At 63.9% G+C, this 25,466-nt stretch carries 22 protein-coding genes, 1 tRNA gene and 1 pseudogene; 6 read left to right on the top strand and 18 right to left on the bottom strand.

Going from position 1 to position 25,466, the window contains the following annotated elements; genetic code table 11:
* Window positions 1–1,584: a thiamine pyrophosphate-binding protein gene (locus QNI11_RS14310; protein ID WP_283980639.1), complete on the top strand. Its 1,584-nt coding sequence runs from the start codon at window positions 1–3 to the stop codon at window positions 1,582–1,584.
* Between the two features lie 63 nt (window positions 1,585–1,647).
* Here QNI11_RS14310 and QNI11_RS14305 read toward each other — a convergent pair whose 3' ends face one another.
* Together QNI11_RS14305 and QNI11_RS14300 are read right to left on the bottom strand one after the other, a co-directional pair.
* Window positions 1,648–4,743, bottom strand: a complete 3,096-nt coding sequence (locus QNI11_RS14305; RefSeq protein WP_283980638.1) for a valine--tRNA ligase — start codon at window positions 4,741–4,743, stop codon at window positions 1,648–1,650.
* 671 nt (window positions 4,744–5,414) lie between these two features.
* Window positions 5,415–5,630, bottom strand: a complete 216-nt coding sequence (locus QNI11_RS14300) for a DUF1127 domain-containing protein (protein ID WP_283980637.1) — start codon at window positions 5,628–5,630, stop codon at window positions 5,415–5,417.
* Window positions 5,631–5,853: 223 nt separating this feature from the next.
* Here QNI11_RS14300 and QNI11_RS14295 point away from each other — a divergent pair, with 223 nt between their 5' ends.
* Window positions 5,854–6,918 carry an Mrp/NBP35 family ATP-binding protein gene (locus tag QNI11_RS14295; protein ID WP_283980636.1) on the top strand — a complete coding sequence of 355 codons (1,065 nt, stop codon included), beginning with the start codon at window positions 5,854–5,856 and terminating at the stop codon, window positions 6,916–6,918.
* Between the two features lie 300 nt (window positions 6,919–7,218).
* Here the strand turns inward: QNI11_RS14295 and QNI11_RS14290 are convergent, their stop codons facing one another.
* The 4 genes from QNI11_RS14290 to QNI11_RS14275 form a co-directional block, all read right to left on the bottom strand.
* The gene (locus QNI11_RS14290; protein ID WP_283980635.1) at window positions 7,219–8,337 is read right to left on the bottom strand and encodes a DNA polymerase III subunit delta'; all 1,119 of its coding nucleotides are present in this window, start codon (window positions 8,335–8,337) and stop codon (window positions 7,219–7,221) included.
* A 50-nt stretch (window positions 8,338–8,387) separates the two neighbouring features.
* Window positions 8,388–9,026, bottom strand: coding sequence for a dTMP kinase (gene tmk / locus QNI11_RS14285; protein WP_283980634.1), 639 nt, complete (start codon window positions 9,024–9,026; stop codon window positions 8,388–8,390).
* Window positions 9,023–10,204 (bottom strand): D-alanyl-D-alanine carboxypeptidase family protein, encoded by a 1,182-nt coding sequence (locus QNI11_RS14280; protein ID WP_283980633.1) that lies wholly within the window; start codon window positions 10,202–10,204, stop codon window positions 9,023–9,025. Before QNI11_RS14280 ends, tmk begins: the two co-directional genes overlap by 4 nt.
* Window positions 10,205–10,474: 270 nt before the next feature.
* Window positions 10,475–11,413, bottom strand: coding sequence for an SPOR domain-containing protein (locus QNI11_RS14275; RefSeq protein ID WP_283980632.1), 939 nt, complete (start codon window positions 11,411–11,413; stop codon window positions 10,475–10,477).
* Between the two features lie 218 nt (window positions 11,414–11,631).
* Here QNI11_RS14275 and QNI11_RS14270 point away from each other — a divergent pair.
* Window positions 11,632–11,721: transfer RNA gene (locus QNI11_RS14270), tRNA-Ser, on the top strand.
* 334 nt (window positions 11,722–12,055) lie between these two features.
* On the opposite strand, the gene QNI11_RS14265 is transcribed toward QNI11_RS14270, so the two are convergent.
* From QNI11_RS14265 to QNI11_RS14235, 7 genes and pseudogenes are all read right to left on the bottom strand, one after another.
* Window positions 12,056–12,550, bottom strand: a complete 495-nt coding sequence (locus QNI11_RS14265; protein ID WP_283980631.1) for a hypothetical protein — start codon at window positions 12,548–12,550, stop codon at window positions 12,056–12,058.
* Complete coding sequence (locus QNI11_RS14260) at window positions 12,547–13,107, bottom strand: phospholipase D family protein (RefSeq protein ID WP_283980630.1); 561 nt, start codon at window positions 13,105–13,107, stop codon at window positions 12,547–12,549. Before QNI11_RS14260 ends, QNI11_RS14265 begins: the two co-directional genes overlap by 4 nt.
* Window positions 13,073–14,155 carry a hypothetical protein gene (locus QNI11_RS14255; RefSeq protein WP_283980629.1) on the bottom strand — a complete coding sequence of 361 codons (1,083 nt, stop codon included), beginning with the start codon at window positions 14,153–14,155 and terminating at the stop codon, window positions 13,073–13,075. Before QNI11_RS14255 ends, QNI11_RS14260 begins: the two co-directional genes overlap by 35 nt.
* A gap of 616 nt (window positions 14,156–14,771) precedes the next feature.
* Complete coding sequence (locus QNI11_RS14250; RefSeq protein WP_283980628.1) at window positions 14,772–15,152, bottom strand: hypothetical protein; 381 nt, start codon at window positions 15,150–15,152, stop codon at window positions 14,772–14,774.
* The gene (locus tag QNI11_RS14245; protein ID WP_283983551.1) at window positions 15,152–15,454 is read right to left on the bottom strand and encodes a hypothetical protein; all 303 of its coding nucleotides are present in this window, start codon (window positions 15,452–15,454) and stop codon (window positions 15,152–15,154) included. Before QNI11_RS14245 ends, QNI11_RS14250 begins: the two co-directional genes overlap by 1 nt.
* A gap of 8 nt (window positions 15,455–15,462) precedes the next feature.
* Window positions 15,463–15,635, bottom strand: a pseudogene (locus tag QNI11_RS14240) (IS3 family transposase); the annotation flags it as partial.
* Entirely contained in the window at window positions 15,616–16,830 is a 1,215-nt protein-coding gene (locus QNI11_RS14235) for a hypothetical protein (protein ID WP_283983513.1), read from the bottom strand. The gene QNI11_RS14235 and the pseudogene QNI11_RS14240, both read right to left, overlap by 20 nt.
* Window positions 16,831–17,438: 608 nt before the next feature.
* Between QNI11_RS14235 and QNI11_RS14230 the strand changes: the two genes are divergently transcribed.
* From QNI11_RS14230 to QNI11_RS14220, 3 genes are read left to right on the top strand one after another with little or no spacing between them, the layout of a single operon-like run.
* Entirely contained in the window at window positions 17,439–17,849 is a 411-nt protein-coding gene (locus QNI11_RS14230; protein WP_283980627.1) for a transposase, read from the top strand.
* A complete protein-coding gene (gene tnpB, locus QNI11_RS14225) occupies window positions 17,843–18,196 on the top strand; it encodes an IS66 family insertion sequence element accessory protein TnpB (protein ID WP_259969301.1) in 354 nt (117 codons plus the stop codon). Before QNI11_RS14230 ends, tnpB begins: the two co-directional genes overlap by 7 nt.
* A 54-nt stretch (window positions 18,197–18,250) precedes the next feature.
* Window positions 18,251–19,801 (top strand): IS66 family transposase, encoded by a 1,551-nt coding sequence (locus tag QNI11_RS14220; protein ID WP_283980626.1) that lies wholly within the window; start codon window positions 18,251–18,253, stop codon window positions 19,799–19,801.
* A 287-nt stretch (window positions 19,802–20,088) separates the two neighbouring features.
* On the opposite strand, the gene QNI11_RS14215 is transcribed toward QNI11_RS14220, so the two are convergent.
* From QNI11_RS14215 to QNI11_RS14195, 5 genes are all read right to left on the bottom strand, one after another.
* A complete protein-coding gene (locus QNI11_RS14215) occupies window positions 20,089–20,856 on the bottom strand; it encodes a nidogen-like domain-containing protein (RefSeq protein WP_283980625.1) in 768 nt (255 codons plus the stop codon).
* A gap of 588 nt (window positions 20,857–21,444) precedes the next feature.
* Complete coding sequence (locus QNI11_RS14210; protein ID WP_100929952.1) at window positions 21,445–22,296, bottom strand: ABC transporter permease; 852 nt, start codon at window positions 22,294–22,296, stop codon at window positions 21,445–21,447.
* Window positions 22,293–23,150: an ABC transporter permease gene (locus QNI11_RS14205; protein WP_283980624.1), complete on the bottom strand. Its 858-nt coding sequence runs from the start codon at window positions 23,148–23,150 to the stop codon at window positions 22,293–22,295. Before QNI11_RS14205 ends, QNI11_RS14210 begins: the two co-directional genes overlap by 4 nt.
* Window positions 23,150–24,235: an ABC transporter ATP-binding protein gene (locus QNI11_RS14200; protein WP_283980623.1), complete on the bottom strand. Its 1,086-nt coding sequence runs from the start codon at window positions 24,233–24,235 to the stop codon at window positions 23,150–23,152. The genes QNI11_RS14205 and QNI11_RS14200 overlap by 1 nt, the downstream gene beginning before the upstream one ends.
* A gap of 51 nt (window positions 24,236–24,286) precedes the next feature.
* Window positions 24,287–25,348, bottom strand: coding sequence for an extracellular solute-binding protein (locus tag QNI11_RS14195; protein ID WP_283980622.1), 1,062 nt, complete (start codon window positions 25,346–25,348; stop codon window positions 24,287–24,289).
* Window positions 25,349–25,466 lie beyond the last annotated feature (118 nt).

Here is a 25,466-nt window from a genome sequence, read left to right as displayed (position 1 = left end):
ATGCGAACCCTTGGGGCAGAAATCAGCCATGCGCTGAAGGCGCGTGGCGTCGAGGTCGTCTTCGGCATCCCCGGCGTGCACAACGTGGAGCTTTACCGCGGGATCGAAGAGGCGGGCCTGCGGCACGTCCTGGCGCGCCACGAACAGGGTGCGGGGTTCATGGCGGACGGATACGCGCGGGCGTCCGGCCGGCCTGGTGTCTGCTACCTGATCACCGGGCCGGGGTTCGTGAACGCGATGACGGCGCTGGGGCAGGCCTACAGCGACAGCGTGCCGGTTCTGGCCGTGGCCTCCTGCCTCGACGAGGTGGCGGCGCGCCGTGGCCAGTTGCACCAGATGCTGAACCAGACCGGCGCGGGGGCCTCGGTGTGCGAATGGTCGGAGGAGGCGCGCACGCCCGAAGCGGCCTATGCCCTGATCGACCGCGCGCTTGGCGAGTTCGCGGCTGCGCGTCCCCGGCCCAAGGCGCTGCATGTGCCGATCTCGCTTCTGGGACAGGCCGTGCGGCCGGCGCCCATGGCCGCGCAAGAAACGCAGCTTCCGCAGGTCCCGCACAACCGGATGACCGAGGTGGTCAACGCTGTCCTTGCCGCTGAAAGACCTCTCTTCGTGTTTGGCGGGGGTGCGCGTGGCGGTGCAGAGGTCGCAGCGGATGTGCTGCGCATGACCGGGGCGGCCAGCTTCACAACCTACGCGGGGCGGGGCATCGTGCCGAAGGGGGCGCCTCTGCATTTCGGTTCCTTCCTTGCGCGTCCCTCCAGCGCAGAGGTCTTCGCCCAGGCCGATCTGGTCGTGGCGCTGGGGACGGAACTTTCGGAGGTCGACCTCTGGCGCGACGAACCGGGCCATAGCGGGCGGATGATCCGCGTGGACATCGACCCCGAGGTGCTGTCGGGGCTGAAAACTGGCGACATGGCGGTGCAGGGTGACGCGGGCGCGTTGCTGCGCGCTATGGCCGTGGCGATCCCCGCTCGGACGGAAGACCGGCGCCCGCGCTGGGATATTGCAGCGGTGGCCCGGCAACGCGCCGCGTGGCGGGCGGAAGTCATGGCGGAGCGGCCCGGGATCGTCGAGGTGGCCGAGGCACTTCAGGCCGCCATGCCCGACGACGCGATGATCTATTCGGACATGACGCAGTTCGCCTACGGCGCGAAGGAGGTCTGGGACATGCCGCGCGCCGGGCACTGGCATCACCCCTACGGCTTCGGGACGCTGGGTTATGCTCTGCCGGCCGCCATCGGTGGCGCAGTGGCGCGACCCGGGTTGCCCACCTGTGCGATCCTTGGCGACTACGGCCTGCAGTATACGCTGCCTGAGCTTGGCACTGCCGTTGAGCTGGGGCTGCCGCTGCCGATTCTCGTCTGGGACAACGCCGAACTGGGAGAGATCCGGGACGCCATGGTCCGCAGTCAGATCGCGCCGAACGCGGTGGTGGCGCGCAATCCGGACTGGCTGGCGCTGGCACGGGCCTACGGCGCGCAGGCGGTCCAGCCCGATAGCCTGACAGCGCTGCAGGAGGCCCTGGCCGCCGCCTTTGCCGCCAATGGACCGACCCTCATACGCATGACGCCGGCCATTGTCTGACCGGCGTCGCAGCTGTCCATTCGGCTGAAAGGCTGCGGCCCCGCGAAGGGGCCGCCCTTCGGATCATCCCAGTTCGGAAAGGCGGGCCAGCGCGTCCTTGATCTTGGCCTCGTCCGCCTCGCGCGCGGCGAGGTTCTCGCGGGCCTCTTCCACCACTTCGTCCGGTGCGGACTCGATGAACTTCGGGTTGTTCAGGCGACCGCGCAGACCGCCCAGCTCCTTCGCCAGCTTGCCCAGAGTCTTTTCGAGCCGTGCCTTTTCCTCGGCGACGTCGATGATGTCGGCGAGCGGCAGGGCGAGGGTGGCGGCGCCCACGGGGATGGTGATGCATCCCTTCGGGAAGGCTTCGACCTCGTCCATGCTTTCGATCCGCGCAAGGCGCTTGATCAGCACCTCGTTGCGCTGCCACGCGCCACGCTCTTCGTCGGACATGCCCTTGACCAGCGTCGGGACATACAGACCTGCCGGGACGTGCATCTGCGCGCGGGCAGAGCGGACGCCCTCGATCAGCGCGATCACCCAGGACATCTCTGCATCGGCCTTCTCGTCCACCGCGTCGGTGGCCGTGTAGGTCGGCCAGTCGGCGTGCACCAGCATCTTGGAGCGGGTGCCCAGAGTGCCCCAGAGCTCTTCGGTGATGAAGGGCATGATCGGGTGCAGCATGATCAGGCATTGGTCCAGTACCCATGCCATCGTGGCGCGCGTTTCAGTCACAACGGCGGGATTCTCTGCGTCGAACAGTGGCTTGGAGAACTCCACGTACCAGTCGCAGACCTTGCCCCAGACAAAGCCGTAGAGCGCAGATGCCGCGTCGTTGAAGCGGTATTCTTTCAGCGCTAGGTCGACGGTTTCGCGGACGCGTGCGGTTTCGCCGACGATCCACTTGTTCACCGTCTGCTGCGCGGGCACCACCCAGGCCGGGTCCGCGGCGCTTTCGTGCGCGTCGAAGACATGGTTCATCTCCGCAAAGCGGCAGGCGTTCCAGAGCTTCGTGCCGAAGTTCCGGTAGCCCGCGATCCGGTCGACCGACAGCTTCAGCACACCGCCGATGGAGGCCATGGATGCATTGGTGAACCGCAGGGCGTCGGCGCCGTATTCGTCCACGATTTCCAGCGGGTCGATGACGTTGCCGGTCGTCTTGGACATCTTCTTGCCCTTCTCGTCGCGGACGAGCTGGTGCAGGTAGACCGTGTGGAAGGGGATCTCGTCCACCACGGCAAGCTGCATCATGATCATCCGCGCCACCCAGAAGAACAGGATGTCGGAGCCGGTGATCAGCACGTCCGTCGGGAAGTAGCGCTTCATTTCCTCGGTCGGCTCAGGCCAGCCCAGCGTGCCGATGGGCCAGAGACCGGAGGAGAACCAGGTGTCCAGAACGTCCGGGTCGCGGAAGATCGGCAGCTGCATCGGCCCGTCGAAGGTGCGGATCGTGCCTTCGTCCGCCACGTCCATGGTCTCGCGCACCTGGACGAGCACCTCGGCGGCCTCGGCGGCGTCGGCGACCACGCGGAATTCCGTGCCCTCGGCCGACATGGCGACGGCCTTTTCCAGCGCTTCGGCTTCGGTCGCGGCGCAGATCGGGAACCAGTCCTCTTCGCCGGGGATGTACCAGACGGGGATCTGGTGGCCCCACCAGAGCTGACGCGAGATGCACCACGGCTCGATGTTCTCCAGCCAGTGGTAATAGGTCTTCTCGCCCGATTCCGGCATGATCCGGATACGGCCCGAGCGGACGGCGTCCAGCGCGGGGCCCACGACCTTCTCGGCGTCGACGAACCACTGGTCGGTCAGCATCGGTTCGATCACCACCTTCGAACGGTCGCCGAAGGGCTGCATGATCGGCTTGGCCTCGACCAGCGGGACAAGTTCCGCCTCGCCGGTGCGGACCTCGCCACCTTCTTCGGGGGCGACCGGCGCCTTGACCGGCTTGCCAAGGCGCGGGTCGGTGGCCTCCGTCATGACGGCAAGGCCCTCGGCGGTGATCTCTGCCACGACCTTCTCGCGCGCTTCGAACCGGTCGAGCCCTCGCAGGTGGTCGGGCACGAGGTTGATGAGGTCGGCCTCTGCCTCTGTCAGGGTGCGGTCGCCCCTGGCCACTTCCATGGCGATCGCGGCGGCCTCGGAATAGGGAGCGCCGTCGTCGCGCATGTAACCGGCGCGGTCCATCAGGCGGTACATCGGGATGTCGCCGCGCTTGGCCACCTGGTAGTCGTTGAAGTCATGCGCGCCGGTGATCTTCACCGCACCGGAGCCAAAGGTCGGGTCCGGGTATTCGTCCGTGATGATCGGGATCAGGCGGCGGTGCTCTTTCGGGCCGACCGGGATCTCGCAGAACTGGCCGACGATGAGCGCATAGCGTTCGTCCGAGGGATGCACGGCCACCGCGCCGTCGCCCAGCATGGTCTCGGGCCGGGTGGTGGCGATGGAGATGTAGTCGCGCTCTTCCTCGAAGACGACGTTCCCGTCCTCGTCCTTCTCGACATAGGTGTAGGTCGCGCCGCCTGCGAGCGGATACTTGAAGTGCCACATGTGGCCCGCGACCTCGATGTTCTCCACTTCCAGGTCGGAAATGGCGGTCTCGAAATGCGGGTCCCAGTTGACCAGCCGCTTGCCGCGGTAGATCAGGCCCTTATCGTACATGTCCACGAAGACCTTGATGACCGCATCGTTGAAGTTGCCGCGGCTGTCGGCCTCCGGCGCACCGGGCGCCCCGGACATGGTGAAGGCGTTGCGGTCCCAGTCGCAGGAATCGCCGATGCGCTTCATCTGCTCGATGATCGTGCCGCCGTATTGCGTCTTCCAGTCCCAGACGTGGTTCAGGAAGTCGGCGCGCGTGAGGTCAGTGCGGCGGACGTTCTTTTCCGCCTTCAGCTTCTTCTCGACCTGAAGCTGGGTGGCGATGCCCGCGTGGTCCTGTCCGGGCTGCCAGAGCGTATCGAACCCGCGCATCCGGTGCCAGCGGACGAGGATGTCCATCAGCGTGTGGTTGAAGGCGTGGCCCACGTGCAGCGCGCCGGTCACGTTCGGTGGCGGCAGCATGATGCAGAACGTCTCGTCGCGCGACTTGTTGGCGCCGGCACGGAAGGCACCGCTCTCCAGCCACCGGGCCGAGAGACGCGGTTCGGCCTCTGCGGCGTTGAATGTCTTTTCCAAAGGCATGTTGGGACCTCGTGTTCTTTGGGGTCTGTTACCGAATGGCGGCGGGAAGGGGAAGGCTTTGGCGTCCCAGGGCCGGGCGGGACGGACCTGTTTCCTTCGGAAAGGCGGCCCGCCCGCCCGTGCGAACCCTCTTCCCGGGGACACGCGGCCTCAAGTGACTAACAGCACGAAGCCGCGCCGGGATCCGGCAGACATGAAAAAAGCCCGCGGTGCAGTGCACCGCGGGCCGAGTATACGAGCGCCCCAGGGAGGAGGAGAGGGGCCTCGATCCGTATGTGAGTGCGGCGGTGCCAGGGAGGAGGAGAGGCACCGCCGCTTATGCTTGACCCCAGGGAGGAGGAGAGGGGCCCTGCATGTCTGGGCCTTTCGGCCGGTTGTTAGGTGCGACGGTGCCAGGGAGGAGGAGAGGCACCGTCGCTTATGCTCGAACCCCAGGGAGGAGGAGAGGGGTCAGGCATAGTCTGGCCCGAAGGCCTTTGTTCGTTGCGCGGCGGCGCCAGGGAGGAGGAGAGGCGCCGCCGCTGATGCTAAGATCCCAGGGAGGAGGAGAGGGACCTTGCATGTCTGGGTCTCGTTGACCCGTTGTTTCTAGGGGCGGTGCATCCAGGGAGGAGGAGAGGATGCACCGCCTAAGACGGAAGGGGCGGGAGGAGGAGTGCCCCTAGCCGAATTCAGAGTTCGTATGCCGCCTGGTAGGCCACGCGACGGATTTCGCTGCGGCCCATGCCGAGATCGGCCAGTTCGCGGTTGCTCAGCGACGACAGCTCACGGAAAGTCTGGTTGAAGACCTTGCGACGTGCGCGGCGTGCGCGGATGGTTTCGACGATCCCAGCGAAGCCGGTCAAAGCGCTTTGGGACTGCGACGTGTATTCGGTTGCGTGTGCCATGTTTAAATGCCTCTGTTGGCTTTGCTGCCTCGGTTGATCCAAAGATGGAGCAAATGCTGCGGGTGCACAACGCCCGCCTCGACAATGCTGCCATGCGGAATGTGCATACAACATGCGTGTATTGCTTAATATTTCGCAAGCTTGCTGTGCAGCATAGCGGTCTTGGGTTGAGAAGACCCAAGGTAAACGCCACTGAAAGCGGCAAAGGGAAGGGTATCGAGCGATGACTTTAGGTAAGGCGGACGTCGAATCAATTTTGGCGCGGGTAAAGATTCCTGGCGGTGAAACGCTGGGCTCGGCCGACATGGTCAGGGCGCTGGTGGTTGAGGGCGGCGCGGTGCGCTTCGTCATAGAAGCGCCCACGCCGGAACTTGCGAAACAGATGGAGCCGGTGCGGGCAGAGGCTGAGGCGGTAGTCCGGGCGATTCCCGGAGTGACCTCAGTTTCGGTGGCGCTCACGGCGCATGGGCCGTCGAAGCCGGCCCCCTCGCTCAAGATGGGCGGTCACATGCAACCGCAGGCCGGGCCGATGAAACCGGAGGGGGTCAAGGCGATCATCGCCATCGGCTCGGGCAAGGGCGGGGTGGGCAAATCCACCGTCTCTTCCAACCTGGCCGTCGCCCTCGCGCGCGCGGGAAAGAAGGTGGGCCTGCTCGACGCGGACATCCACGGCCCGTCGCAGCCGCGCATGTTCGGCATTACCAAGCGCCCGGCGAGCCCGGACGGCAAGACCATCGAGCCCCTGCACGCGCATGGCGTCACGCTGATGTCGGTCGGGGCGATGCTGCCGGAGGAGAAGGCGGTGATCTGGCGCGGTCCCATGCTGATGGGGGCCTTGCAGCAGATGTTGATGCAGGTCGCGTGGGGCCCGCTGGATGTCCTGCTGATCGACCTGCCGCCGGGCACGGGGGATGTGCAGCTGACGCTGGGCCAGAAATCGCAGCTTGCGGGCGCGATCGTGGTCAGCACGCCGCAGGACGTGGCGCTGCTGGATGCCAAGAAGGCCCTGGATGCCTTCAACACGCTGAAGGTGCCGATTCTTGGCCTTATCGAGAACATGGCCGTCTTCACATGCCCGCACTGCGGCAAGGACAGCCATATCTTCGGTCAGGGAGGAGTTGCGGCAGAGGCGGAACGTCTTGGCCTTCCGCTGCTGGCGCAACTGCCCATCGACCTCGATACCCGGGTGTCGGGTGATGCGGGGACGCCGGTGGCCCTGGGCGATGGCCCGATGGCAGAGGCCTACGCGAAGCTCGCGGACCGGTTCATCAAGGGCGGGCTGATCTGAACCGCGGAGGGTCGAGCGGGCGTTGCGCAGGCATCGTCCGCTTCGGCAACGAGAGGTTCATGTCTTTCAAAGGAATCGCGTGTCAACTTTGGGTTGCACAAACCGGCCGACTGAAGGGGTCTAATCGGCCGGTTGTTAACCATAGTACGTAATGACACTTGTTCGGATCGCCCCGATTCCCCTGAGCAGCACCGATCATCCCCATTATGGCAAAGGTTAATAATTCGTTAACACCTTTTCTCACATGACGCTGCGTCAACGCTGCGGCGCGGCGCAAATGCCACGTTCAGACGGGCGTTTTTACGCTGCATGCTGCAGACGCAGAAACATATCCGTGATGAGCATGGCCGGATCGACGTTCACGGCACGGGCATGCCGTGCCCTGTCGCCGGCCTTCTGGATCGCCTCCGCCCAAGCGCGTCCGTGCGCCGCGTCGGGCGCGAGGCGAAGCAGGATCTCCGCTTCGCCCGGCACGATCTCGGGCTGCGGGTGGCCGGTTACACCTGTTCGCGCGAGGCGGGAGACGAGCCGGTCGGTCAGGGTGAGGGCCAGCGCCAGCCGGTCCTCGCGCCCCTTGCCGGCGCAGCTTTCCGCCAGCGTCAGCATCCCGGGCCGGTCTAGCTGGGGCAGGCTGCCCAGAACCGAGAGGATCTGACGGTACAGACCCAGCCCGTCCTGATTGAACAGACGCACCGCCGTGCCGACCGATCCCTCGGACAGCATGGTCATGGCCGCGGTGTCGCCGTCGGGGATTTCCACCTGCGCCTGATCTAAGGCAGCCCGCATGTCGTCTTCGTCCAGTGGGCCGAGGCGCAGCGTGCGGCACCGCGACCGGATCGTCGGCAGCAGTCGGGCGGGTTGGTGGGAGATCAGCAGGAGGGTGGCGCGCGCCGGGGGTTCCTCCAGCATCTTGAGCAGTGCATTGGCCGCCTGCGTGTTCATCTCGTCCGCGCTATCGACGATAACGACACGCCGTCCGCCATCGGCAGAAGAGAGCGCGAAGAAGTTGAACAGCTTGCGCACCTCGTCGACGCGGATCAGGTCCGACAGCTTGTCGCCCTTGTCGTTCGCGCCCCGTCTGAGCAGGAACAGGCCCGGTTCTGACCGTGCAAGCACACGACGTGCGACAGGATGGTCTGGGGGAATGTCGAGCGAAGCGGGGGGCGTGGGTGCGCCAAAAAGGCCGTCATCCTCCTGCGGCGGCGTTGCCAGCAGGAACCGGGCGATGCGCCACGCGAGCGTCGCCTTGCCGACGCCCCTTGGTCCGCTGAGCAGCCAGGCATGATGCAGCCGTTGCGAATTGAAGGCGGTCAGGAAGTCCTGTTCCGCCTGCGCCTGACCGAAGAGGTTGACGGTGGCACGAGGGTGCGGCGCGCCCTCGACGGCATCCGGTTCCGGCAGATCTGCGGGATCAGCCATGGCGGGATCGCTCCACATGGCGTTCGGCGCGGCGCGTCACGATCTGTGGCTCACGCTTTGACACCCAGCGCCTCCGTCACCGTGGCGTAGATGTCGGAGGCGACGGTTTCCGGCGCCCTGTTGCCGTCGATCACGCGGATTCGTGCAGGAAACTCCTTCGACAGTGCAAGAAACCCCGCGCGCATCTGGCGCTGAAGCTCGATGCCGAAGTCCTCGAACCGCTCTTCGGCGGTGGCGCGGGCCTTCGCCCGGGACAGGCCAGCCTCCGGGTCCATGTCGAGGATGATGGTCAGGTCCGGCTCCATCCCGATCATCAGGTCGTGCAGCTTGTCGACCGTCCCGCGCAGGCCCTGCCGCCCCTGATACAGTCGGGTGGAGTCGGCGAAGCGGTCGCAGATCACGACTTCGCCGCGCGCAAGGGCGGGGCGGATCGTGCGTTCCGTGTGGTCGCGGCGCGCGGCGGTGAACAGCAGAAGCTCTGTCTCGGGCGACCAGCGCTCCGGGTCCCCCTGCAGGACAAGCGCGCGGATTTCCTCCGCCCCCGGCGAGCCGCCGGGTTCACGGGTCAGGCGCGCCGTCAGGCCGTCCGCGGAAAGGCGGTCGGCCAGCATACGCGCCTGTGTCGATTTGCCGGAGCCGTCGATGCCTTCGAAGGACAGGAACAGCCCGCTCTCTCCGGGACCGTTCACGAGGCGTCTGCATCCCCGGTTGCCTCGGGCGTGTCCGAGAACCGCTTCATCAGGACCTGGCTGACCGTCAGCATCCGGTCCATGAACCCGCCCGCGGCAACGTTGCCCGCAGCCACCAGCGGAACGCGGGTTTCGGGCAGGCCGTCGGGCTGGATGATGAGTTCCGCCAGTTTCTGGCCCTTGCTGACCGGCGCCTGGATCGGGCCGGTGTAGACCACCTCGGCCTTGACGCCGCCGGCTGTCATGGTCGGCAGCAGCAGGGTGATGTCCTTCTCGGACACGAGGTCGACGTGATCCTGCGCGCCGAGCCAGAGTTCTGCCTGCGTGACCGGCTGGTCCTTCTTCACGATGGTCTGTTCCGCGAACTGGCGGAAGGCCCAGTTGACGATCGCCTCAGACTGTTCGGCACGTTCGCCGGTGGACCCAAGCCCCGTGATGGCGAAGATGATGCGGCGCTGGCCGTTCTTGGCCGACCCGACGAGTCCGTAGCCCGCTTCCTGCGTGTGCCCGGTCTTCAGCCCGTCGGCCCCGATGTTCAGCGACAGGAGCGGGTTTCGGTTGTTGACATTGGAGGGCGCGCGGCCGTCGAATTCGAAGGTCTTCTCGGCGAACATCGGATAGAAGTCCGGGAAGTCCTGGATGATGTGCAGCGCCAGCAGCGTGAGGTCGCGCATCGACATGACGTGCCCGTCCGCCGGCCAGCCGGAGGCGTTCTTGAACGTCGAATTGGTCATGCCCAGTTGCTGGGCGCGCTGGGTCATGAGGCGCGCGAACCCGGCCTCTGTCCCGTCGGGGGACAGCGCCTCGGCCAGCACGGCGCAGGCGTCGTTGCCCGAGAGCACGATGATACCGCGCAGCAGGTCTTCCACCCGGACCCGGTCCTTGGTGTTCAGGAACATGGTGGAGCCGGTGTACGACATCGCGTGTTCGGAGACCGGCAGCCGTTCATCGAGCGAGAGGCGCCCGTCGCGGATCGCCTCGAAGGTGATGTACAGCGTCATCAGCTTCGACATGGACGCGGGCGGCACCGCCTCGTCGGCGTTCTTCGCCAGCAGAACGGTTCCGGTGGTCACGTCGATCACGTGCGCGGCGGTGGCCTTCGTATCGAAAGCAGCAGCCTGCGTGGCCAGAAGGATGGCCGTGCCGGCGGCGAGAAGGCGGCGTGTCGTTTGTCGCATGGGGGGCCTCGGAGTAGATGCTCGATTCTGCTCTGGGATGTTTATCGCTCATGTGGCTGGCCGTGTCACCCGGCGGTGGCGGTGGATCGCCTGTGACGGACGCACGGCGAGGACACGTCTGCGCGACCGCGCTTTTGAGTGTCCGGTCACGCAGGCGGCTATTGCGATGAACCAAAAAGAAAAAGGGCCGCAGATGCCTTGGCATCCCGGCCCCGTCGCACCGATGTTCGGAAGAGGCGGCCCGGACAGAGGCACCGGGCGACCGCATCGTCAGTCGGACACCGCGTAGGCATCCTCGAACCCCGAGGACTTGATGGTCTTCAGGAGTTGCTCGCGCTCCGCTTCCGTCTGGGCAGGGCCGACCACAACGCGCCAGAAGGGTTTGCCCTTCATCGTGCCGGGCTTGACGGTGGGCAGCATGCCCGCCTGCCGCATTGCCGTCGCGGTGTTGTTGGCGTTCTCCTCGACCGAGAAGATGCCGATCTGCAGGTAGGGGCGGGCCAGTTTCGAGGCCGACGCCGAGGCAGGCTGCGGCGCGGCGGCCACGGCGGGCTGCGCAACAACGGCCGTCGCCGGTTCGAGCGCCGCGGTCTGGACCGGCATGATGCTGTCGTCGGAAGGCGCCGGCGGGTCGAGCGCGCGGGAGGCGCCGTCCAGCACCGGGTCCAGCGCACCTTCGGTCACGTCGGGGGCGGAGGGCAGGGCGCCGTCGGCGGCCATCGTGACTGGGGCGCCAAGGGCTTCTTCCGGGGCCGCCATCTCCTCGCGGCGCAGCGCGACCACGTCGAGGTTGGCAGGCGCTCCGGCCAGCATGCCGATCGCTGCAGCGGCGTCTGACGACACCTGGATGCGCGGACCGGGCGAAGACCGTTCCTTGCGGAACAGTGCGCCGATGACGAACTTGCCGTTTGCGGTGTTGCGGATGATGGCGCGTTCCGGCTCTTCGACGTCGGGGTGCGCGACCCAGACACCGCCGAGCGACGGACGCCCGTCCCAGAGACCCGCTTCCTTGGCCGAGAAGATTTCCGGCGCTTCGACGTCGCGCTCGGTGGCCAGTGCGCCACCGGCGGCGCGGGAGACCTGCTCGCCATCGCCCTTGGGCTTGAGGAAACCCGGCATTTGCCCTTCGGAACATCCGGTCAGGGCCAACAGGGCGCCCACCATCACGGATGCGCGCAGGGTTCTGCCTTTGGTAGAAAGACTGCTCATCTTGTGCCTCGTGCCTCTTGTGCCACGTGTTGCGCGGCGCCGCGCCGGTTTGCCGGCAACAGCTTTACATCTGCCTCTGGTCGGGCTCTGACGGCCCGTATCCTGCCGGAGAGTAACGTTTTGGGATCGGTCTGAAAAGCCTGCATCTTTCCGATACGCGGATTTTCCGTTCTGCCTGCTTTCAGAATCGCTTTTCAGAAGCTATCGATGCCCGCCACGGAGGTTTGGCAGAGTGGTCGATTGCGGCGGTCTTGAAAACCGTTGGGCGTGAGAGCGTCCCCAGGGTTCGAATCCCTGAGCCTCCGCCATCATCCCTGTTGCGAACGCGGACGGGCGCCCATTGAGGCGCGGAAATAGTCGTGTTTTCAAAGGGCTTTGCCTTCCCCATGCGAACCTCTGAGACTGCGCGCCAAGTTCGTTCCGGGCTCTGAACGGCGCTCCGTCTCTGTTCGGGCGAACCTCGCCAAATTCGGTTCGGTCGGATTTTTCGTCGGCTTTCCAATGGCCTGAGTTTCAATCCCGCCAAAACTTCGGGCCTTGCGTCCATCGCGTTCGAGGAGACCGGAGCCGCAACACGCGAGAGGCGCAGTTGGTCATAAACCAACGTGACGATGACGGCAGATGCGGGGAGCGAAGTCAGTTTCATATCCCGAGCGCTGGTCCCAACTGCGAGGCCAGTTTGGCATCCAGTTCTTGCAGCCGGGCGAGGTCAGCTTCGTCGGCGGCGGCGATCGCCTTCATCTGAGTTTCCAGGTCTGCAGAAAGCGCGCCGAGGGCTTTCTGAATCGGAGCAAGCGACCGACTGGCCTGAGCCCCTCGAACGGCCATCTGTGCTGCGAATTTCGCCGTTGCGAGGTAATCCAGAACCCGCGTGTGCTCGCTCTCATCGTCTTCGACCTGAAGGGACTGTAGTGCGCGCATCGTCCCAAAATGCTGGCGCAGCAATCGCCCAATCAGACGCGGCCACTCAGTGCTATCCTTCGTTTCCAATGGAAGCACCTGATGGTCTTTCGCCTGTCCGGCAACGGGCATCGCCCCAGCCAGGACAATTTGCAGGAGGGCCCGCAAACGAACCAGTTCAGCTGTTGTTATCGGGCTGCCCTTCAGCGCCTTTGTTCGCTTCTCAAAGGCCTTCACAGCGTCGGGTCAGTACCGATACCGGCCGCGATCTGATCAAGAATGGTGTCCCCCGGACGGTCAATTATCAGACGGATGTCGTCCCGTTCTGTCACGGATTCGTCGGCCATGGCCGTTCGCAGCCAGGAGGCGTGCCTCAAAGCTCGGTCAAGTGCCGAGGAAAACCACGGATCGTCGTTGGGCACGTGGCGCGCTATGTACCGCATTGCCTGTCCGAAGAGTGGGGTGAATTCAGGGTTGTCTGTGGTGTAGGCGAGATCGGCGACCAATTCTCGATTTCCGCCAAGACCCAATCCAGTCAGGTTTGCGGAACCGATCATCAATCGGCCCTTCGCGGCACCTGCCAGAAGATCGATCTTGGGGTGGAACGCGCCAGGCATCGTGGCCTTCACCACATGGTAGAGTGTGCCGGCATAGCGCGGCGGTCCGAACTCATCAAAGCTCATGTTGAGCATTCCGGGGTCCGCCAGAACGGTGATGTTTCGGCATCCGCCACCCCGCAGCCTCGGGAACGGCACATCTTCAAATGCCTGTGCCGAGAAGGCGTAGGTCGTCATGAAAGCAGAGTCGTATCCACTTCCCGAGAAAGCTTCGTAATACTTCATTGACGCTCGATTTCAGTAAGTCCAAGGGATGTTGGGCCTTTGTCGTCCAAAAATTTGCGTCGTGCAGAAACTGAACTGCCTGGTCGATGCGCGGACTACTGGGAGAGACGGAAAACCGGCTGCGGAAGCGCAACTGGCCGTCGTCCGGCTCCATGAGGAATGTGTAGGCCTTCTGATTGCGAAACTTGCGCGAGGCCACCCAGAGATGGCGCTTGATCACGCGAGAGGAAATCATCTCCTCGAATGCTGTTCTTGCCGGTGTCGACAATCGCTGCTCAAGAAAGCGTACCTCGGTAGCATACGACTGGAAGTGATCAGCCGAGCGGAGCCGTCTGAGAACGGAACTCGAATAATCCGGGCTCTTTCTCCAAAGCGCCGAAAGCAGACGAATGGACGCTCTGACCTCACCGACGGCGTCGCCAGTCTTTTCAGCCTCCAGAAGTTCGGAAGCAGCCTGCTTCGCCAAGGTTTCCGGTTCTTCGTCTGCCGTATGATTCCGCAGATACGCCGCGAGCGTTGTCGTATTTTCCAAATCGGTTGGCTCGATCAGGTCGGCGACAATCTCGCGAAGTGTTTTCCTGCGGTACGGGGAGGCCTCGAGCGACTGAAGCGCTGCCGACAGAAAGCCTTCATATGCCAGGCGGCAAAGGTCGCTGGCTTGATAGAGAGACCAAAGCCCGAGAACATCGATACGGTCGGTCTCTTTTGAATTTCCCTCGTTGAACCACGTCCACTTCGCGTCATCGGCCCGCGGAATTCTTTGTAGCTCGCCGGCTAACCGCAGCAGTTCAATGAGCGTTTGGCGCCTCATGACATCCGGCTCACGCGCGTTCTGCTGTCGTCCCATCAAGACCGCAGCCAGCGCCTCTTGCTCAACGCTGTCGGCGGGCACTCTCGACGGTTTCATCAGTGCAAGCCGGTCGAGCGTTTCAATCGTTACCTGGCCCTTCTCAACAGCACTGAGAAAGACCTCTGCGAGATCGCCAAGCTGATCAGACATGGCGTCTGCCAGGTCCATCGCAGCATTAGTACAATACGGAATGGGTATGTTGGGGTCATCGACACGCACGAGGCCCATCTCACGAAGCTGGCTGGCGTAGATCCCGCCAAATGCACCCCCTTGTTCTCAAGGTAGCGGTTCTGGCGGGAATCCGGGTCCGCGGCTGACGCGAAATCAACTATTGCATTCGGATCGGCTTCTTCGGCCAGACCCTGCAGTTCCCGACTGGCCCAGAGTATCCCGGCGATGCCGAGCTGATAGTCACCATGGGCACAGAGTAGCGCATAGAGAGCTTCCGCCTTTCGTTGAAAGAACCGAAACTCCCGCATATCGGTGCTTCCATTGCGTCGCGCATATGACTCCAGAAGCCAGGGAAAGAACGAATAGTAGCGAAGTCGAAGCGTGATGGTGCTGATGCCCGGCAAAAGGGATTGATAGACGACCTCGATTGGTCGCTGCATGCCAAGTGGATCAAGACCCGTCTCCTGCCCAAGTTCCGTCCATTCTGGAAAACCGGGCCCCAGTGCACTCTCGTCAAGCAAAACCAACCTCAAAAACGGTGACTTTTTTTGACGGTAGCCCCGAAGTTGATTGCTTGGAATGATTTTCTGTTGCTTCAGTCGAACACCCGGCCCGGCTGCTCGTCCCACGGCAGCGACGCCACAAAGCTCAGGTCGTAGATACTGATCGTGCTCGGCTCGCGGTGGACGACCAGGCGCTCGAGCACCTCGGGCGCCAGCCAGGCGAGGCGCATCACGCGGCTGACGTAGCGGTCGGACAGGCCCTCGTCGGCGGCGAGATCGGCGAGCGTGGCGACGTCGCCGCGCTCCAGCCGCTGCCGCCAGCCCCATGCCCGGCCAATGGCGCGCAGCAGGTGAGGATCCTGCCCGCGACCCATGGCGGCCTCGATATGCTTCGGCGGCAGGATCCGGGGGCGGCCGCCGCGGCGGCGGAGTTCGAGCGGGATGTGGACGCGCAGGGTCTCGGGCGCGGGCATCAGGCCACCTCTTTCTTCGGCGGGGCCATCAGCGCGGCGATGGCGCCGAGACCATCGTGGCGCAGGTCGATGGCGAGGCCTGCCTCGCTTACCGTGATCCGCGCAACCAGAAGCTGCACGATGCGCGCCTGCTCGGCCGGGATGAGCGCCTTCCACAGGTCGTCGAACTGCGCCAGCGCGGCGACGACAGTGGTTTCGTCGAGATCAGGGCGCTCCTTTCGGACCGCCCGGGCCGTCCGCGCCGCAACCTCGGGCGTGCGCAGCATCCTACGGATTTCGCCGATGACAACCTCCTCGTCCATCGCGCCCGGCAGGCTCGCCGCTGATTGTAGCTCTTCTCTGTCATGGCCCAGTCCACGGCTCTCCGCCTTGCACCGGGCTTCAGAAGTTTTTTCCCAGCATTTCCTTCAGCGTGGCCACGTCGAGCATGTGTTCCGCCAGCATCTTCTTCAGCTTCGCGTTCTCAACCTCGAGCGCCTTCAACAATGGGCGCCGCGGCCCAATCCGCGGCGTCCTGGACGATGAAGAAGCCCAGTGTGTTGCCGGCCTCGACACCCGTGATCGTCACCTCGGCCGACTTGTCGGCGTTGGCGTCATTGATCAGCAGCCGTGTGTCGACGATGTCGCCGGCAGAAGTGAACTCGTAAACGCCGAGAACGTTGTCGTAGCCGGCGAAGCCCAGGTCGCGCAGCGTCACACGGAAGTCGGTGGCCCCGTCTCCCCGCAGATAATCCTGGTTGACGATGCCGTTCACCAGTTCCGGATCGACCGCCTGGCCCTCCTGTAGCATGGGCAGGAGAATGTCGAAGGTGACCGTGGTTTCGCCCTCGAAGGCCACCGCCATAAAGTTACCGCCCGAGAAGTCGCCGAGCAGCGCCACGAACCCGTCGGACACACCATCCCCGTCCGTGTCGATGCCGAGCTCGCCAGTTGCTACAGAAAAGTCCACGGCGTCTCGATCAAAAACGAGATTGTTGAAGACGAGTTCGTCCTCAAGCCCGAAGTCTGTGATCGTGTCACGGAAGAAGTCTGCCACCGCCCCTTCGACCCGGTCGAATCCGGCGCCGAGTGTGAGGGTGATCGTCGTCAGACGGCCGTCCTCATCAAAGGCAAGACCGGTCTCGGTCCCATCCGGCGCCCGCAGGCCCGTCAGCTGCCCGTCTTCGGCAAAGATCAGTTGCGCAATTCCGCCCGATCCATCGCTCAGCCGAGCCGCAACGGCACCGGGCAGAAGGTCAACCTTCGTCTGCCGTCCGGTGCCGTCGGTGATCGTCAGCTGCCCGGCCGTGCCGTAGGCGAACGTCTCGGTCTGAAGGCCGCCACCGTAAGAGGCAGAGGCCAGACGCCCGGCTGTGTCGTAGCCGAAGGCCGCCTCGATATCGCCGGGCGTGGTGGCGGTCGTGAGATTGCCATCCGCGTCATAGGCAAAGGAGGCCGTGCCGTCGTCCCCAGCCACGCTGACTAGGCGGCCATCGGCGTTGTAGCCGAAGGCCAGCGTGTTGCCGTCAGCATCCGTGACGTCCGTGAGTTGGCCTGATGTACCGCGACCGAAGACAAGTTGCGCTCCGTTCGGACCTGTCAGGCCGATCAGTACCCCATTGGCATCTCTCTGCGGCTCAATACGCTGGTCGTCGGACGATTCGAACCCGAGGAAGCCACCCGCTTCGTCGAACAGCATCCGCCCGCCATCGGAAAGCAAGAGTTTGAATCCGTTCGAGGTCTCATGCAGAGTGCCCTCGAACCCGCCGACTGTGTCGAACCCACCGTCATCACGGCGGGTGAAAGAAGGGCGGGGGTGCGTCCCAGCACCGACGACGTCACCCGCAAGCGTCACCGTTCGATCAGCCGAAGCCGACACGTTGTAGAGTGCGGTCAAGTTGATCGACAGCGCCCGCAGGACAGCGGGATCAGCGAGACCAGACAACTCTGCCGAGTCCTCATCCAGCCTGAGACCAAGATCGGCGAGCGTAGCCCACCCTTGGCCTAGCGAACCGCTGGAGAAGCGCTCTGCCAAAGAGCCAAAATCTCCGGCCTCCTCGATAGCGAAAGCCAGAGCGGTAGCGGCGCTGGAGGTGTTAAGTCCAAGTGCGCCAAGCTGTGTCGCATAGGCCGCAAGTCCGTCCGCGAAAGACGCAACCGTTGTTCCGAGCCGTGCAGTGAGCGCGGACGACAGGGCATTGGCCACTTCCGACGGAGTGTAGGTAAGCGCCGTCTGGACCCCACGTTGCTGCTGATGGCTTCGGCTGCGAGGTGATCTCCATCTCATGATGGGGAGTGCGTTTCGCAATGTGCGCTACAAATTCGTTTCTCAAATCGCTGGGGGTCGAGATCTATGCGTCGGGTCACCGCCGTTGGCCGGATGAGGCAAAGGCCTTGGCTGTCTCGATGACCCTGGAGGCTGGTGCCACGGTGAATGCCGTGGCGGAGCGGTTTGGCATTCTGCCCAATCAGCTCTCGGCTTGGCGACGAGAGGCCAAGCAAGGCAAGCTTGTGCTGCCTGCGGCCGAAGTCGAGGAACCTGTCTTTGCACCTCTCGTCGTTTGCGAGGTCGCCGAGGAGGAAGCGCATCCGAAGGTAGCATCGCAGGCGGCCCCGATCAGGATCATTCGGGGTGCTGTCGTGATCGAACTCGCGCATGACATCCCCGCGGCCCGCATTGCCGAGATCGTCCATGCGCTGGAGGCGCATCCATGCTGATGCCCTCGCAGGGCGTGCGGATCTTGGTGGCGACGAAGCCGGTCGACTTCCGCAAGGGGCATGACGGTCTGGCGGCGCTGGTCCAGTCGACGCTGGCCGAGGACCCGTTTACCGGCACCGTCTTTGTCTTCCGCTCGAAGCGGGCCGACCGGTTGAAGATCCTGTTCTGGGACGGCAGTGGGCTCGTGATGGCCTACAAACGACTGGAAGAAAGCACCTTCACCTGGCCCGCGATCCGCGACGGGGCCATGACGCTGAACCGGGCGCAGTTCGAAGCCCTGTTTGCCGGGTTGGACTGGCGTCGGGTGCGGTCTCTGGAGGTGCGACGACCGGCTGTGGCAGAGTGACTCGGCCTCGGGAATGCCCGGGCATCGGCGCCCCGAGCACGGTATAATTCGGCCATGCCCGACGCCCCGCCCATCGACCTGTCCGCGATCCCCGAGAGCCAGCGCGCCGCGGTCCTGGCGGTGCTGCAGGAGCGCGATGCGCTGAAGGAAGCGAACCGCCGGCTGGAGCATCTCGTGGCAGAGCTGAACCATGTCGTACATGGCAAGCGGTCCGAGAAGCTGAGCGAAGACGACCGGCAGCTGGCCTTCGAGGACCTGGAAACGGCCGTCGCCGAGGTCGAGACCCGCAAGGAGCAGGCCGCGCCATCCACCAGAACCCCGCGCCCGGCACGGCAGCGCAACCTCGGTCATCTGCCTGCGGACCTGCCGCGCATCGAGCGTGTCATCGAACCGGCGAGCCTCGATTGCCCGTGCGGCTGTGGCCGCATGCACCGGATCGGTGAGGACCGCACCGAGCGCCTCGACATCGTTCCGGCGCAGCTCCGCGTGCTGGTCGACATCCGGCCGAAGTATGCCTGCCGGATCTGCACGGACGGGGTCATCCAGGCGCCCGCCGCACCTTGGCTGATCGAAGGCGGGATGCCGACCGAGGGCGCCATCGCCCACGTGCTGGTCTCGAAGTTCGCGGATCACCTGCCGTTCTACCGCCAAAGCCAGATCCTGGCGCGCTCCGGCATCCAGGTCGACCGCAGCACCCTGGCGGACTGGGCCGGCACAGCAGCCTTCCACCTCGGTCCTGTCGCCGACCGGCTGGCCGAACATCTGAAGGGATCGACCAAGCTCTTCATGGATGAAACGACTGCCCCGGTGCTCGATCCGGGACGAGGCCGAACCAAGACCGGCTACCTCTGGGCGCTTGCCCGGGATGACCGTGGATGGGGCGGAGAAGACCCGCCCGGTGTCGTGTTCACCTACCAGCCCAGTCGCGCAGGAGCGCATGCCGAGCAGATCCTGCAGGGCTTCGACGGCATCCTGCAACTGGATGGCTACACCGGTTACGATCGGCTGACGCGCCCGTCCCGCAAGGGCGGCGCGCCGATCACGGTTGCCCACTGCTGGGCACACGCTCGCCGCAAGCTGAAGGAAGTCTTCGACCGGGATGGATCGGAGATCGCTTCCGAGGGGCTGCGCCGGATCGCCGAACTCTACCGCATCGAGGCCGAGATCCGCGGCATGGGCCCGGGCCAACGTCTGTCCGCCCGCCAGGCCCGCAGCGCGCCTCTCGTCGCCGAGTTCGGTGACTGGCTGCAGGCACAGCGCTTGCGCATCTCGGCCAAGTCGCGCCTCGGCGAGAAGCTGACCTACATCCATCGCCAGTGGGGCGGTCTGCAGACCTTCCTCCACGACGGCCGCGTCGAGATCGACTCCAATGCCGTCGAGAACCTGATCCGACCGATCGCGTTGACGAGAAAGAACGCTCTCTTCGCCGGCCATGATGAAGGCGGCCGCACATGGGCCCGCATCGCCTCCCTGATCGCCACCGCGAAGATAAATGGCGTGGAGCCCTTCGCCTATCTGCGGACGACCCTCGAAGCCATCGCCGCCGGTCACCCGGACAGCAGGATCGACGAGTTGCTGCCTTGGAACTTCAACCCGTCAAGCTGATCCCGCGTGCGGCGCAGACAGCGCTTACGAGTGTAGGCGGGCAGCAAATCCTGAACTCGTGCGGCGATGTCGATCTCAGCCTCTCCATCCAAGAGAGACGCGGTCGCAGCCACAGTGGTGCGCGGGCCTGCGGTGCCACGAATGGCAAGATCGAACGCTTCAGAAGTTCCGGCTTGCCTACCAAGACCGAGTAGCAGGGTCGCACCACTAAGGCCGCCTGACAGCGGATCGCCGAACAACCCCCCCTCGGCGGTCACGGCGATCAGAGAGGCGTTATCACTTCCGTACTAGACTACTACACGCGCATCTTCGTTGATTCCAGCGTTCAGTTCTCCGGGCAAGTCGATAAAAACGTCCGCTGATATCCCGCCTGAGGTCGATAGAAATGATCGCGGATCGCTATTCCCTAGAGCTAGAAGCGCATCGACGTAGCCCGACACATTGAATTCAAAGAATGTTCCGGACTCGTCACCCGCGCTGTACCCAATACGGGCAGGCGTTCCACCCAAGCCATCAGTGCCGCCGGACGCATCGCCAGTCGTCCATTGAATGTCCTCATAAATGTAGGTGATTTCAAAATCACCTATCGAACGCCCTTCCTCATCGGAAGCGTCTGTTAGAATAAGTTGGAAACTGTTCGTTCGATCAATATTGGCGTCATAGTATCCAACATCATCCCATGTTACGGTAAATGACCCTGAGCCCTGGTCGAGGTCATAGTAGACAAGATTGGTACCTTGTGAGTTTCCTTGCGCCGGGTCAGCAGCGCCAACGTCTATAGCTCCCCCGCTAGTATCTACGTCCGCCCAAAATACGAAAATTCCAGGAGTTGTTCCTGAGGATATCGCGGTCGGCGTAAACGTTGAAAGAGGACCACCAAAAGTGATGCTTCCATTGGTGTTGATAAATGCCTCAGTGTACACTTCGCCGAAAAAATTGAGGCCGTTTGGAAAAACCTCTGATAAGTCAATTGCACCCGTAGAGCCATCATCGTTGCGAGACAATGAATGCTCTCCAAAATCGGCTGCTCCACCAAGCCCGTTTACCAAAGCCATTATCAACCCCTGAAACCCGATTATAACTGTAGAGAGTAGCACAGAATCCGTATTGAGAACATTTGGCGAAACAACTACCGGCGCTCTACCAACTCGTATGTGTCAGAATTGCTACGGCACACATGCCCTCGTCCCAGTAAAGGCCAAGCCGTGGTATGTGAGGTGAGCACGATTTCCGAGCATGAGGTGCAAAAGCTAGCGGTTTGCCCGGCCAGACGTTTCCGACCGTAGTGGCCATTCAGCTTCGGTCATCGGTATCAAAATGAGGGATAAGGCAAGCTCATCCACGCCTGTGACCGGACATTTTGCGTTGAGCGACATCATAACGTTGGCTTCGCTTTCCAACTTGTCTTTCCCAAGTTGGGCTTCGTTGAGGGCCAATTTACCGCCTGCACCACGAGGTGACAACATTATCTCATTTATCTTAGGGTAAGATTCATAATCAATAGATGACGGTCGCGGCCAGAGCGATGGCTGAGAGGAAAACCCTAGGGTCCTGAACCTAAACCTTCTTCCTCGAAGGCGTCGACACCTTCGACATCGACACCGGTAACTTAGTCCGACGGTGCGGTAGACCAAGCGCCGCCTTCAGGGGCGGCGCTGGAAGAGGATGACCACGAGAGCCAAAAGCGACGACCCCAGCATCAGCAGCAGGGAGACCGCGTTCAGGAGCGGGGTCGAGCCTTCCTTCAGACGGTCGAACATGGCGATGGTCAACGGCGCGTCGGAGCCCACCAGCATCAGCGTGGTGTTGAAGTTCTCGAAGCTCATCAGGAAGGCGACGACCACCGCGCCGATCATCGCGGGCGCGAGGAAGGGCAGCGTGATCGTGCGCACCGCCGTCAGCCGGTCGGCGCCGAGGTTCAAGGCGGCCTCTTCCAGCGTGCGGTCGAACTTCTGCAGGCGGGCGGAGATCACCAGCGTCGCGATTGTTGTGATGAAGCTGAACTGCCCGAGGATCACCAGCAAAAGTCCCGGCCGCAGCGCCTGGATGTCGATCTGCGCGAGGTCCCAGATCCCGTTCGCCAGAGTGGACGAGAACACCAGGATCGAGATGCCCAGCACGATGCCGGGGATCACCAGCGGCAGCAGCATCAGCACGTAGAGCAGCCCCTTGCCGCGGAAGGTATAGCGGTTGAAGAGGAAGGCGTTCGTGGTGCCGACGCAGACCGACAGCACCGCCACGCAGAGGGCGACGAAGGCCGAGGTGCCGACCGCGCGCAGGATGCCGCGTTCGTGGAAGACGCCGATCTGCGGGCGCTCGTCTCCGAAGAACCAGTTCCATGTGAACCCTTCCCACGGGAGGGAGGGGAACTGGCTGTCGTTGAAGGCGAAGACCGCGACCACCGTCAGCGGCAGGGCGAGGTAGACGAAGAACAGCGCCACGTAGCTGCCGTAGAGCACGCGGAAGGCGCGGGAAGAGGGAATGGTCGGGATCATCCCATCGTCTCCTTCAGCGTGCGGCCCGTCAGGCGCAGCATCCCCCAGACGATCACGGAGCTGAGCACCAGCAGCATGAAGCCGAAGGCGGAGCCCAGTTCCCAGTTCGAGCGGACGATGAACTGGTTGTAGATCATCTCGGTGAACCAGAGGCTGTCCTTGCCGCCCAGCATCGTGGGCGTCAGGTAGTTGCCGAGCGAGAGCATGAAGACCACGATGCAGCCCGACACGATGCCGGGCATGGCGTGGGGGATGATGATCTCGCGCAGCACCGACAGGCCGCTGCCGCCAAGGTCATAGCCCGCCTCGATCACGCTGTCGTCGAGGATTTCCAGCGTCGTGACCAGCGGCACCACCATGAAGAGCATCGAGGTATAGACCAGCCCTACCATCATTGTGGCGTCCGTATACAGCAGCTCCACCGGCTGATCGGCGAGGCCGGTCCATTGGAGCAGGTTCGACACGATCCCGGTCTCGCGCAGCAGGATCATCCAGCCGAAGGTGCGCACCAGTTCCGAGACGTAGAACGGGATGAGGCAGAGCATGAACAGCACCTGCTGCAACCGCCCCTTGGCCATCTTTGCGATGTAGTAGGAGACCGGGAAGGCGATGACGAGCGTGATGGCCGTCGCCAGCACCGACATGACCGCGGTGCGCCAGAATGTGCGCAGGTACAGCGGTTCGGTCAGGGCCTTCTCGTACTGCGTGAGGCTGCGCTCGTAGACGCCGAAGCTGATGCGTTCCCTGAGCGAGATCAGCAGCATGTCGATGTGCGGAATGATGATCAGCAGCCCGAGCCACAGCACCAGCGGCGTGAGCAGCAGGAAAAAGGTGATGCGGGACTGGTTGCGCATCAGCCGGCTCCGAAGCAGATGGCCTGACCCGCGCCCCAGCCGATGTGCACGGTATCGCCCCGTTTCAGGGCCGCGAACTCGCCGGACTGGGGCAGGGTGACCTCAAGCGTTTCGCCCGCGTCGTCCTCGACCAGCACGCGGGAGGCAGCGCCGTTGAACAGGATGCTGGTGACGGTGCCTTTGAGCCGGTTGTCGAAGCTCGACAATGCCTCGGCGCTGCCGGCAAGGCGGATCGATTCCGGACGCACGAAGATCTCGGCCATGGCGCCTTGGGAGAGGGCCGCGCCGGTGGCCCGCATGGCGAGGCCGCTCTCGGTCCGCAACTGGATGGTGTCGCCCTCTGTCCTCTCGATGCGGCCCTTCCAGCGGTTCGACTCGCCGATGAACCCGGCGACGAAGGGCGTGCCGGGCCGGTAGTAGAGGTCCTGCCCGGTGCCGACCTGCTCGAACCGGCCGGCGTTCATCACGGCGATCTGGTCGGACATCACCAGCGCCTCGGACTGGTCGTGGGTGATGTAGACGAACGTGGTGTCGAACGCCGCCTGCAGCGCCTTCAGCTCGACCTTCATGTGTTCGCGCAGCTTGAGGTCGAGCGCCCCCAACGGCTCGTCCAGCAGCAGCACGTCGGGTTCCAGCACCATGCAGCGGGCGATGGCCACGCGCTGCTTCTGCCCGCCCGACAGCTCGTCGACCTTGCGCCCACCGATGCCCGGCAGGCCGATGCGGTCAAGCGCCTCGTCGACCTTCTTCGCGATCTCGGGTTTGGCCATGCCGCGGCGGCGCAGCCCGTAGCCGATGTTCTCGGCAATCGTCATCATCGGGAACAGCGCCAGGTGCTGGAAGACCATGTTCACTGGCCGCTTGTTCGGCGGCGTGTCCAACACCGAGCCGCGTTTGATCCGGATATCCCCCGAGGTCGGGTCGAGGAAGCCCGCGATCATCCGCATGATCGTGGTCTTGCCGCAGCCCGACGGCCCGAGAATCGAAAAGAAACTGCCCGGCGGCACCGAGAAGGAAACGTTGTCGACAGCCGTGGTTTCGCCGAACCGCTTGACGAGGTCGGCGCATTCCAGATCAGGGGTCATGAGAATTCCGCGCAGAAGGGGCGGCCCCCGCGAAGGGAGCCGGCCGGATTGTCAGTTGGCCGCCTGGACGCGGTCCAGCACTTCGCCTTCGATGGCTTCCAGACCGGCGGGGACCGGCGGATACCACTTGATGTTGTCCACGGCCTCCGGCGGGAAGCTGGCCTGGTACTTGGCCTTCAGGCTTTCCTCGGCGTATTCGTCGGCGCCTGCGGAGGCGGTGAAGTTGCCCGCCGCTTCCGTGATCTTGGCCGCGATTTCCGGCTGCATTACGAAGTTGATCCACTCGTAGGCCACGTCATCGGCCTGACCCTTGGCGGGCAGCACGAAGGTGTCGATCCAGCCGAGCGCACCGGACGCGGGCGCGACGAAAGTGATTTCGGCGTTGTCCTCGTTCAGTTTCCAGCCGCCGGTGTCCCAGGCCATGGACGCGGTCACTTCGCCAGAGCGGACGAGGTTCATCAGCTCGTCGCCGCCGCCCCAGTAGGTCTTCACGTTGGCCTTGCACTCGGTCAGCTTGGCCTCGACCTTTTCCATGATCTCGCGGTACTTCGCCTCGTCGCCGTAGGCGGCGAACGGATCCTCGCCCATGGCGAAGGCAAAGCCGATCAGGGTGGGGCGCTTCAGGCGGTAGGACACCTTGCCTGCCACAGCCGGATCGCAGAGGTCGGTGTAATCCTTGACCACGTCACCTGCCTCGGCGGTGTTCAGCACGAGGCCGGATGTGCCCCAGACGTGCGGCACGCCGTAGACGTCGCCGTTCACGGTGGTGTTCTCCATCGTGGCCTTCAGCATCGACGGGATGAACAGGTCCTGGTTCAGCTTGGAGACGTCCATCGGCTTGTAGATGCCGAACTCCATCTGCGGGCCCATCACGCGGTCCTGGCTGGGCTGGGCGAGGTCGAAGCCGCCGCCGCCGGTGGCGCGCAGCTTGGCAATCATTTCCTCGTTGTTGGACTTGGTGACTTCGACGGTGTGGCCGGTCTGTTCCTCGAACATCGCCACCACGTCGTCGGGGGCATAGCCACCCCATGTCAGCAGGCGCAGCGTGTCGGCCTGCGCAACGGAAGCGAGACCCGCCAGCACGGTCGTGGCCAGCATGAGTGTTCTGGTCATGGAATATCCTCTCTGTCGTGTTTTGTTATTCCGGTCAGAATGCGCGCGCCGGACCAAATGGTCAAATTTTAGTTCGACGCGAAACGCTTCATTGTCGTTCCGAAATGCGAAACTGCGG

It is taken from the genome of Sagittula sp. MA-2, from assembly GCF_030126985.1.
Taxonomy (GTDB): Bacteria; Pseudomonadota; Alphaproteobacteria; order Rhodobacterales; family Rhodobacteraceae; genus Sagittula.
The sequence above is the reverse complement of the archived record's forward strand: the minus strand, read 5'-3'. Positions and strand labels throughout refer to the sequence as shown.

Bases quoted from the DNA above. Each gene is read 5' to 3' on its own strand.
- QNI11_RS14310 (WP_283980639.1), top strand. From the start codon at position 1: ATGCGAACCCTTGGGGCAGAAATCAGCCATGCGCTGAAGGCGCGTGGC.
- QNI11_RS14305 (WP_283980638.1), bottom strand. From the start codon at position 4,743: ATGCCTTTGGAAAAGACATTCAACGCCGCAGAGGCCGAACCGCGTCTC.
- QNI11_RS14300 (WP_283980637.1), bottom strand. From the start codon at position 5,630: ATGGCACACGCAACCGAATACACGTCGCAGTCCCAAAGCGCTTTGACC.
- QNI11_RS14295 (WP_283980636.1), top strand. From the start codon at position 5,854: ATGACTTTAGGTAAGGCGGACGTCGAATCAATTTTGGCGCGGGTAAAG.
- QNI11_RS14290 (WP_283980635.1), bottom strand. From the start codon at position 8,337: ATGGCTGATCCCGCAGATCTGCCGGAACCGGATGCCGTCGAGGGCGCG.
- QNI11_RS14280 (WP_283980633.1), bottom strand. From the start codon at position 10,204: ATGCGACAAACGACACGCCGCCTTCTCGCCGCCGGCACGGCCATCCTT.
- QNI11_RS14275 (WP_283980632.1), bottom strand. From the start codon at position 11,413: ATGAGCAGTCTTTCTACCAAAGGCAGAACCCTGCGCGCATCCGTGATG.
- QNI11_RS14260 (WP_283980630.1), bottom strand. From the start codon at position 13,107: ATGACGACCTACGCCTTCTCGGCACAGGCATTTGAAGATGTGCCGTTC.
- QNI11_RS14255 (WP_283980629.1), bottom strand. From the start codon at position 14,155: ATGTCTGATCAGCTTGGCGATCTCGCAGAGGTCTTTCTCAGTGCTGTT.
- QNI11_RS14250 (WP_283980628.1), bottom strand. From the start codon at position 15,152: ATGCCCGCGCCCGAGACCCTGCGCGTCCACATCCCGCTCGAACTCCGC.
- QNI11_RS14245 (WP_283983551.1), bottom strand. From the start codon at position 15,454: ATGGACGAGGAGGTTGTCATCGGCGAAATCCGTAGGATGCTGCGCACG.
- QNI11_RS14235 (WP_283983513.1), bottom strand. From the start codon at position 16,830: ATGCTGTTCGACGAAGCGGGTGGCTTCCTCGGGTTCGAATCGTCCGAC.
- QNI11_RS14230 (WP_283980627.1), top strand. From the start codon at position 17,439: ATGTGCGCTACAAATTCGTTTCTCAAATCGCTGGGGGTCGAGATCTAT.
- tnpB (WP_259969301.1), top strand. From the start codon at position 17,843: ATGCTGATGCCCTCGCAGGGCGTGCGGATCTTGGTGGCGACGAAGCCG.
- QNI11_RS14220 (WP_283980626.1), top strand. From the start codon at position 18,251: ATGCCCGACGCCCCGCCCATCGACCTGTCCGCGATCCCCGAGAGCCAG.
- QNI11_RS14215 (WP_283980625.1), bottom strand. From the start codon at position 20,856: ATGGCTTTGGTAAACGGGCTTGGTGGAGCAGCCGATTTTGGAGAGCAT.
- QNI11_RS14210 (WP_100929952.1), bottom strand. From the start codon at position 22,296: ATGATCCCGACCATTCCCTCTTCCCGCGCCTTCCGCGTGCTCTACGGC.
- QNI11_RS14205 (WP_283980624.1), bottom strand. From the start codon at position 23,150: ATGCGCAACCAGTCCCGCATCACCTTTTTCCTGCTGCTCACGCCGCTG.
- QNI11_RS14200 (WP_283980623.1), bottom strand. From the start codon at position 24,235: ATGACCCCTGATCTGGAATGCGCCGACCTCGTCAAGCGGTTCGGCGAA.
- QNI11_RS14195 (WP_283980622.1), bottom strand. From the start codon at position 25,348: ATGACCAGAACACTCATGCTGGCCACGACCGTGCTGGCGGGTCTCGCT.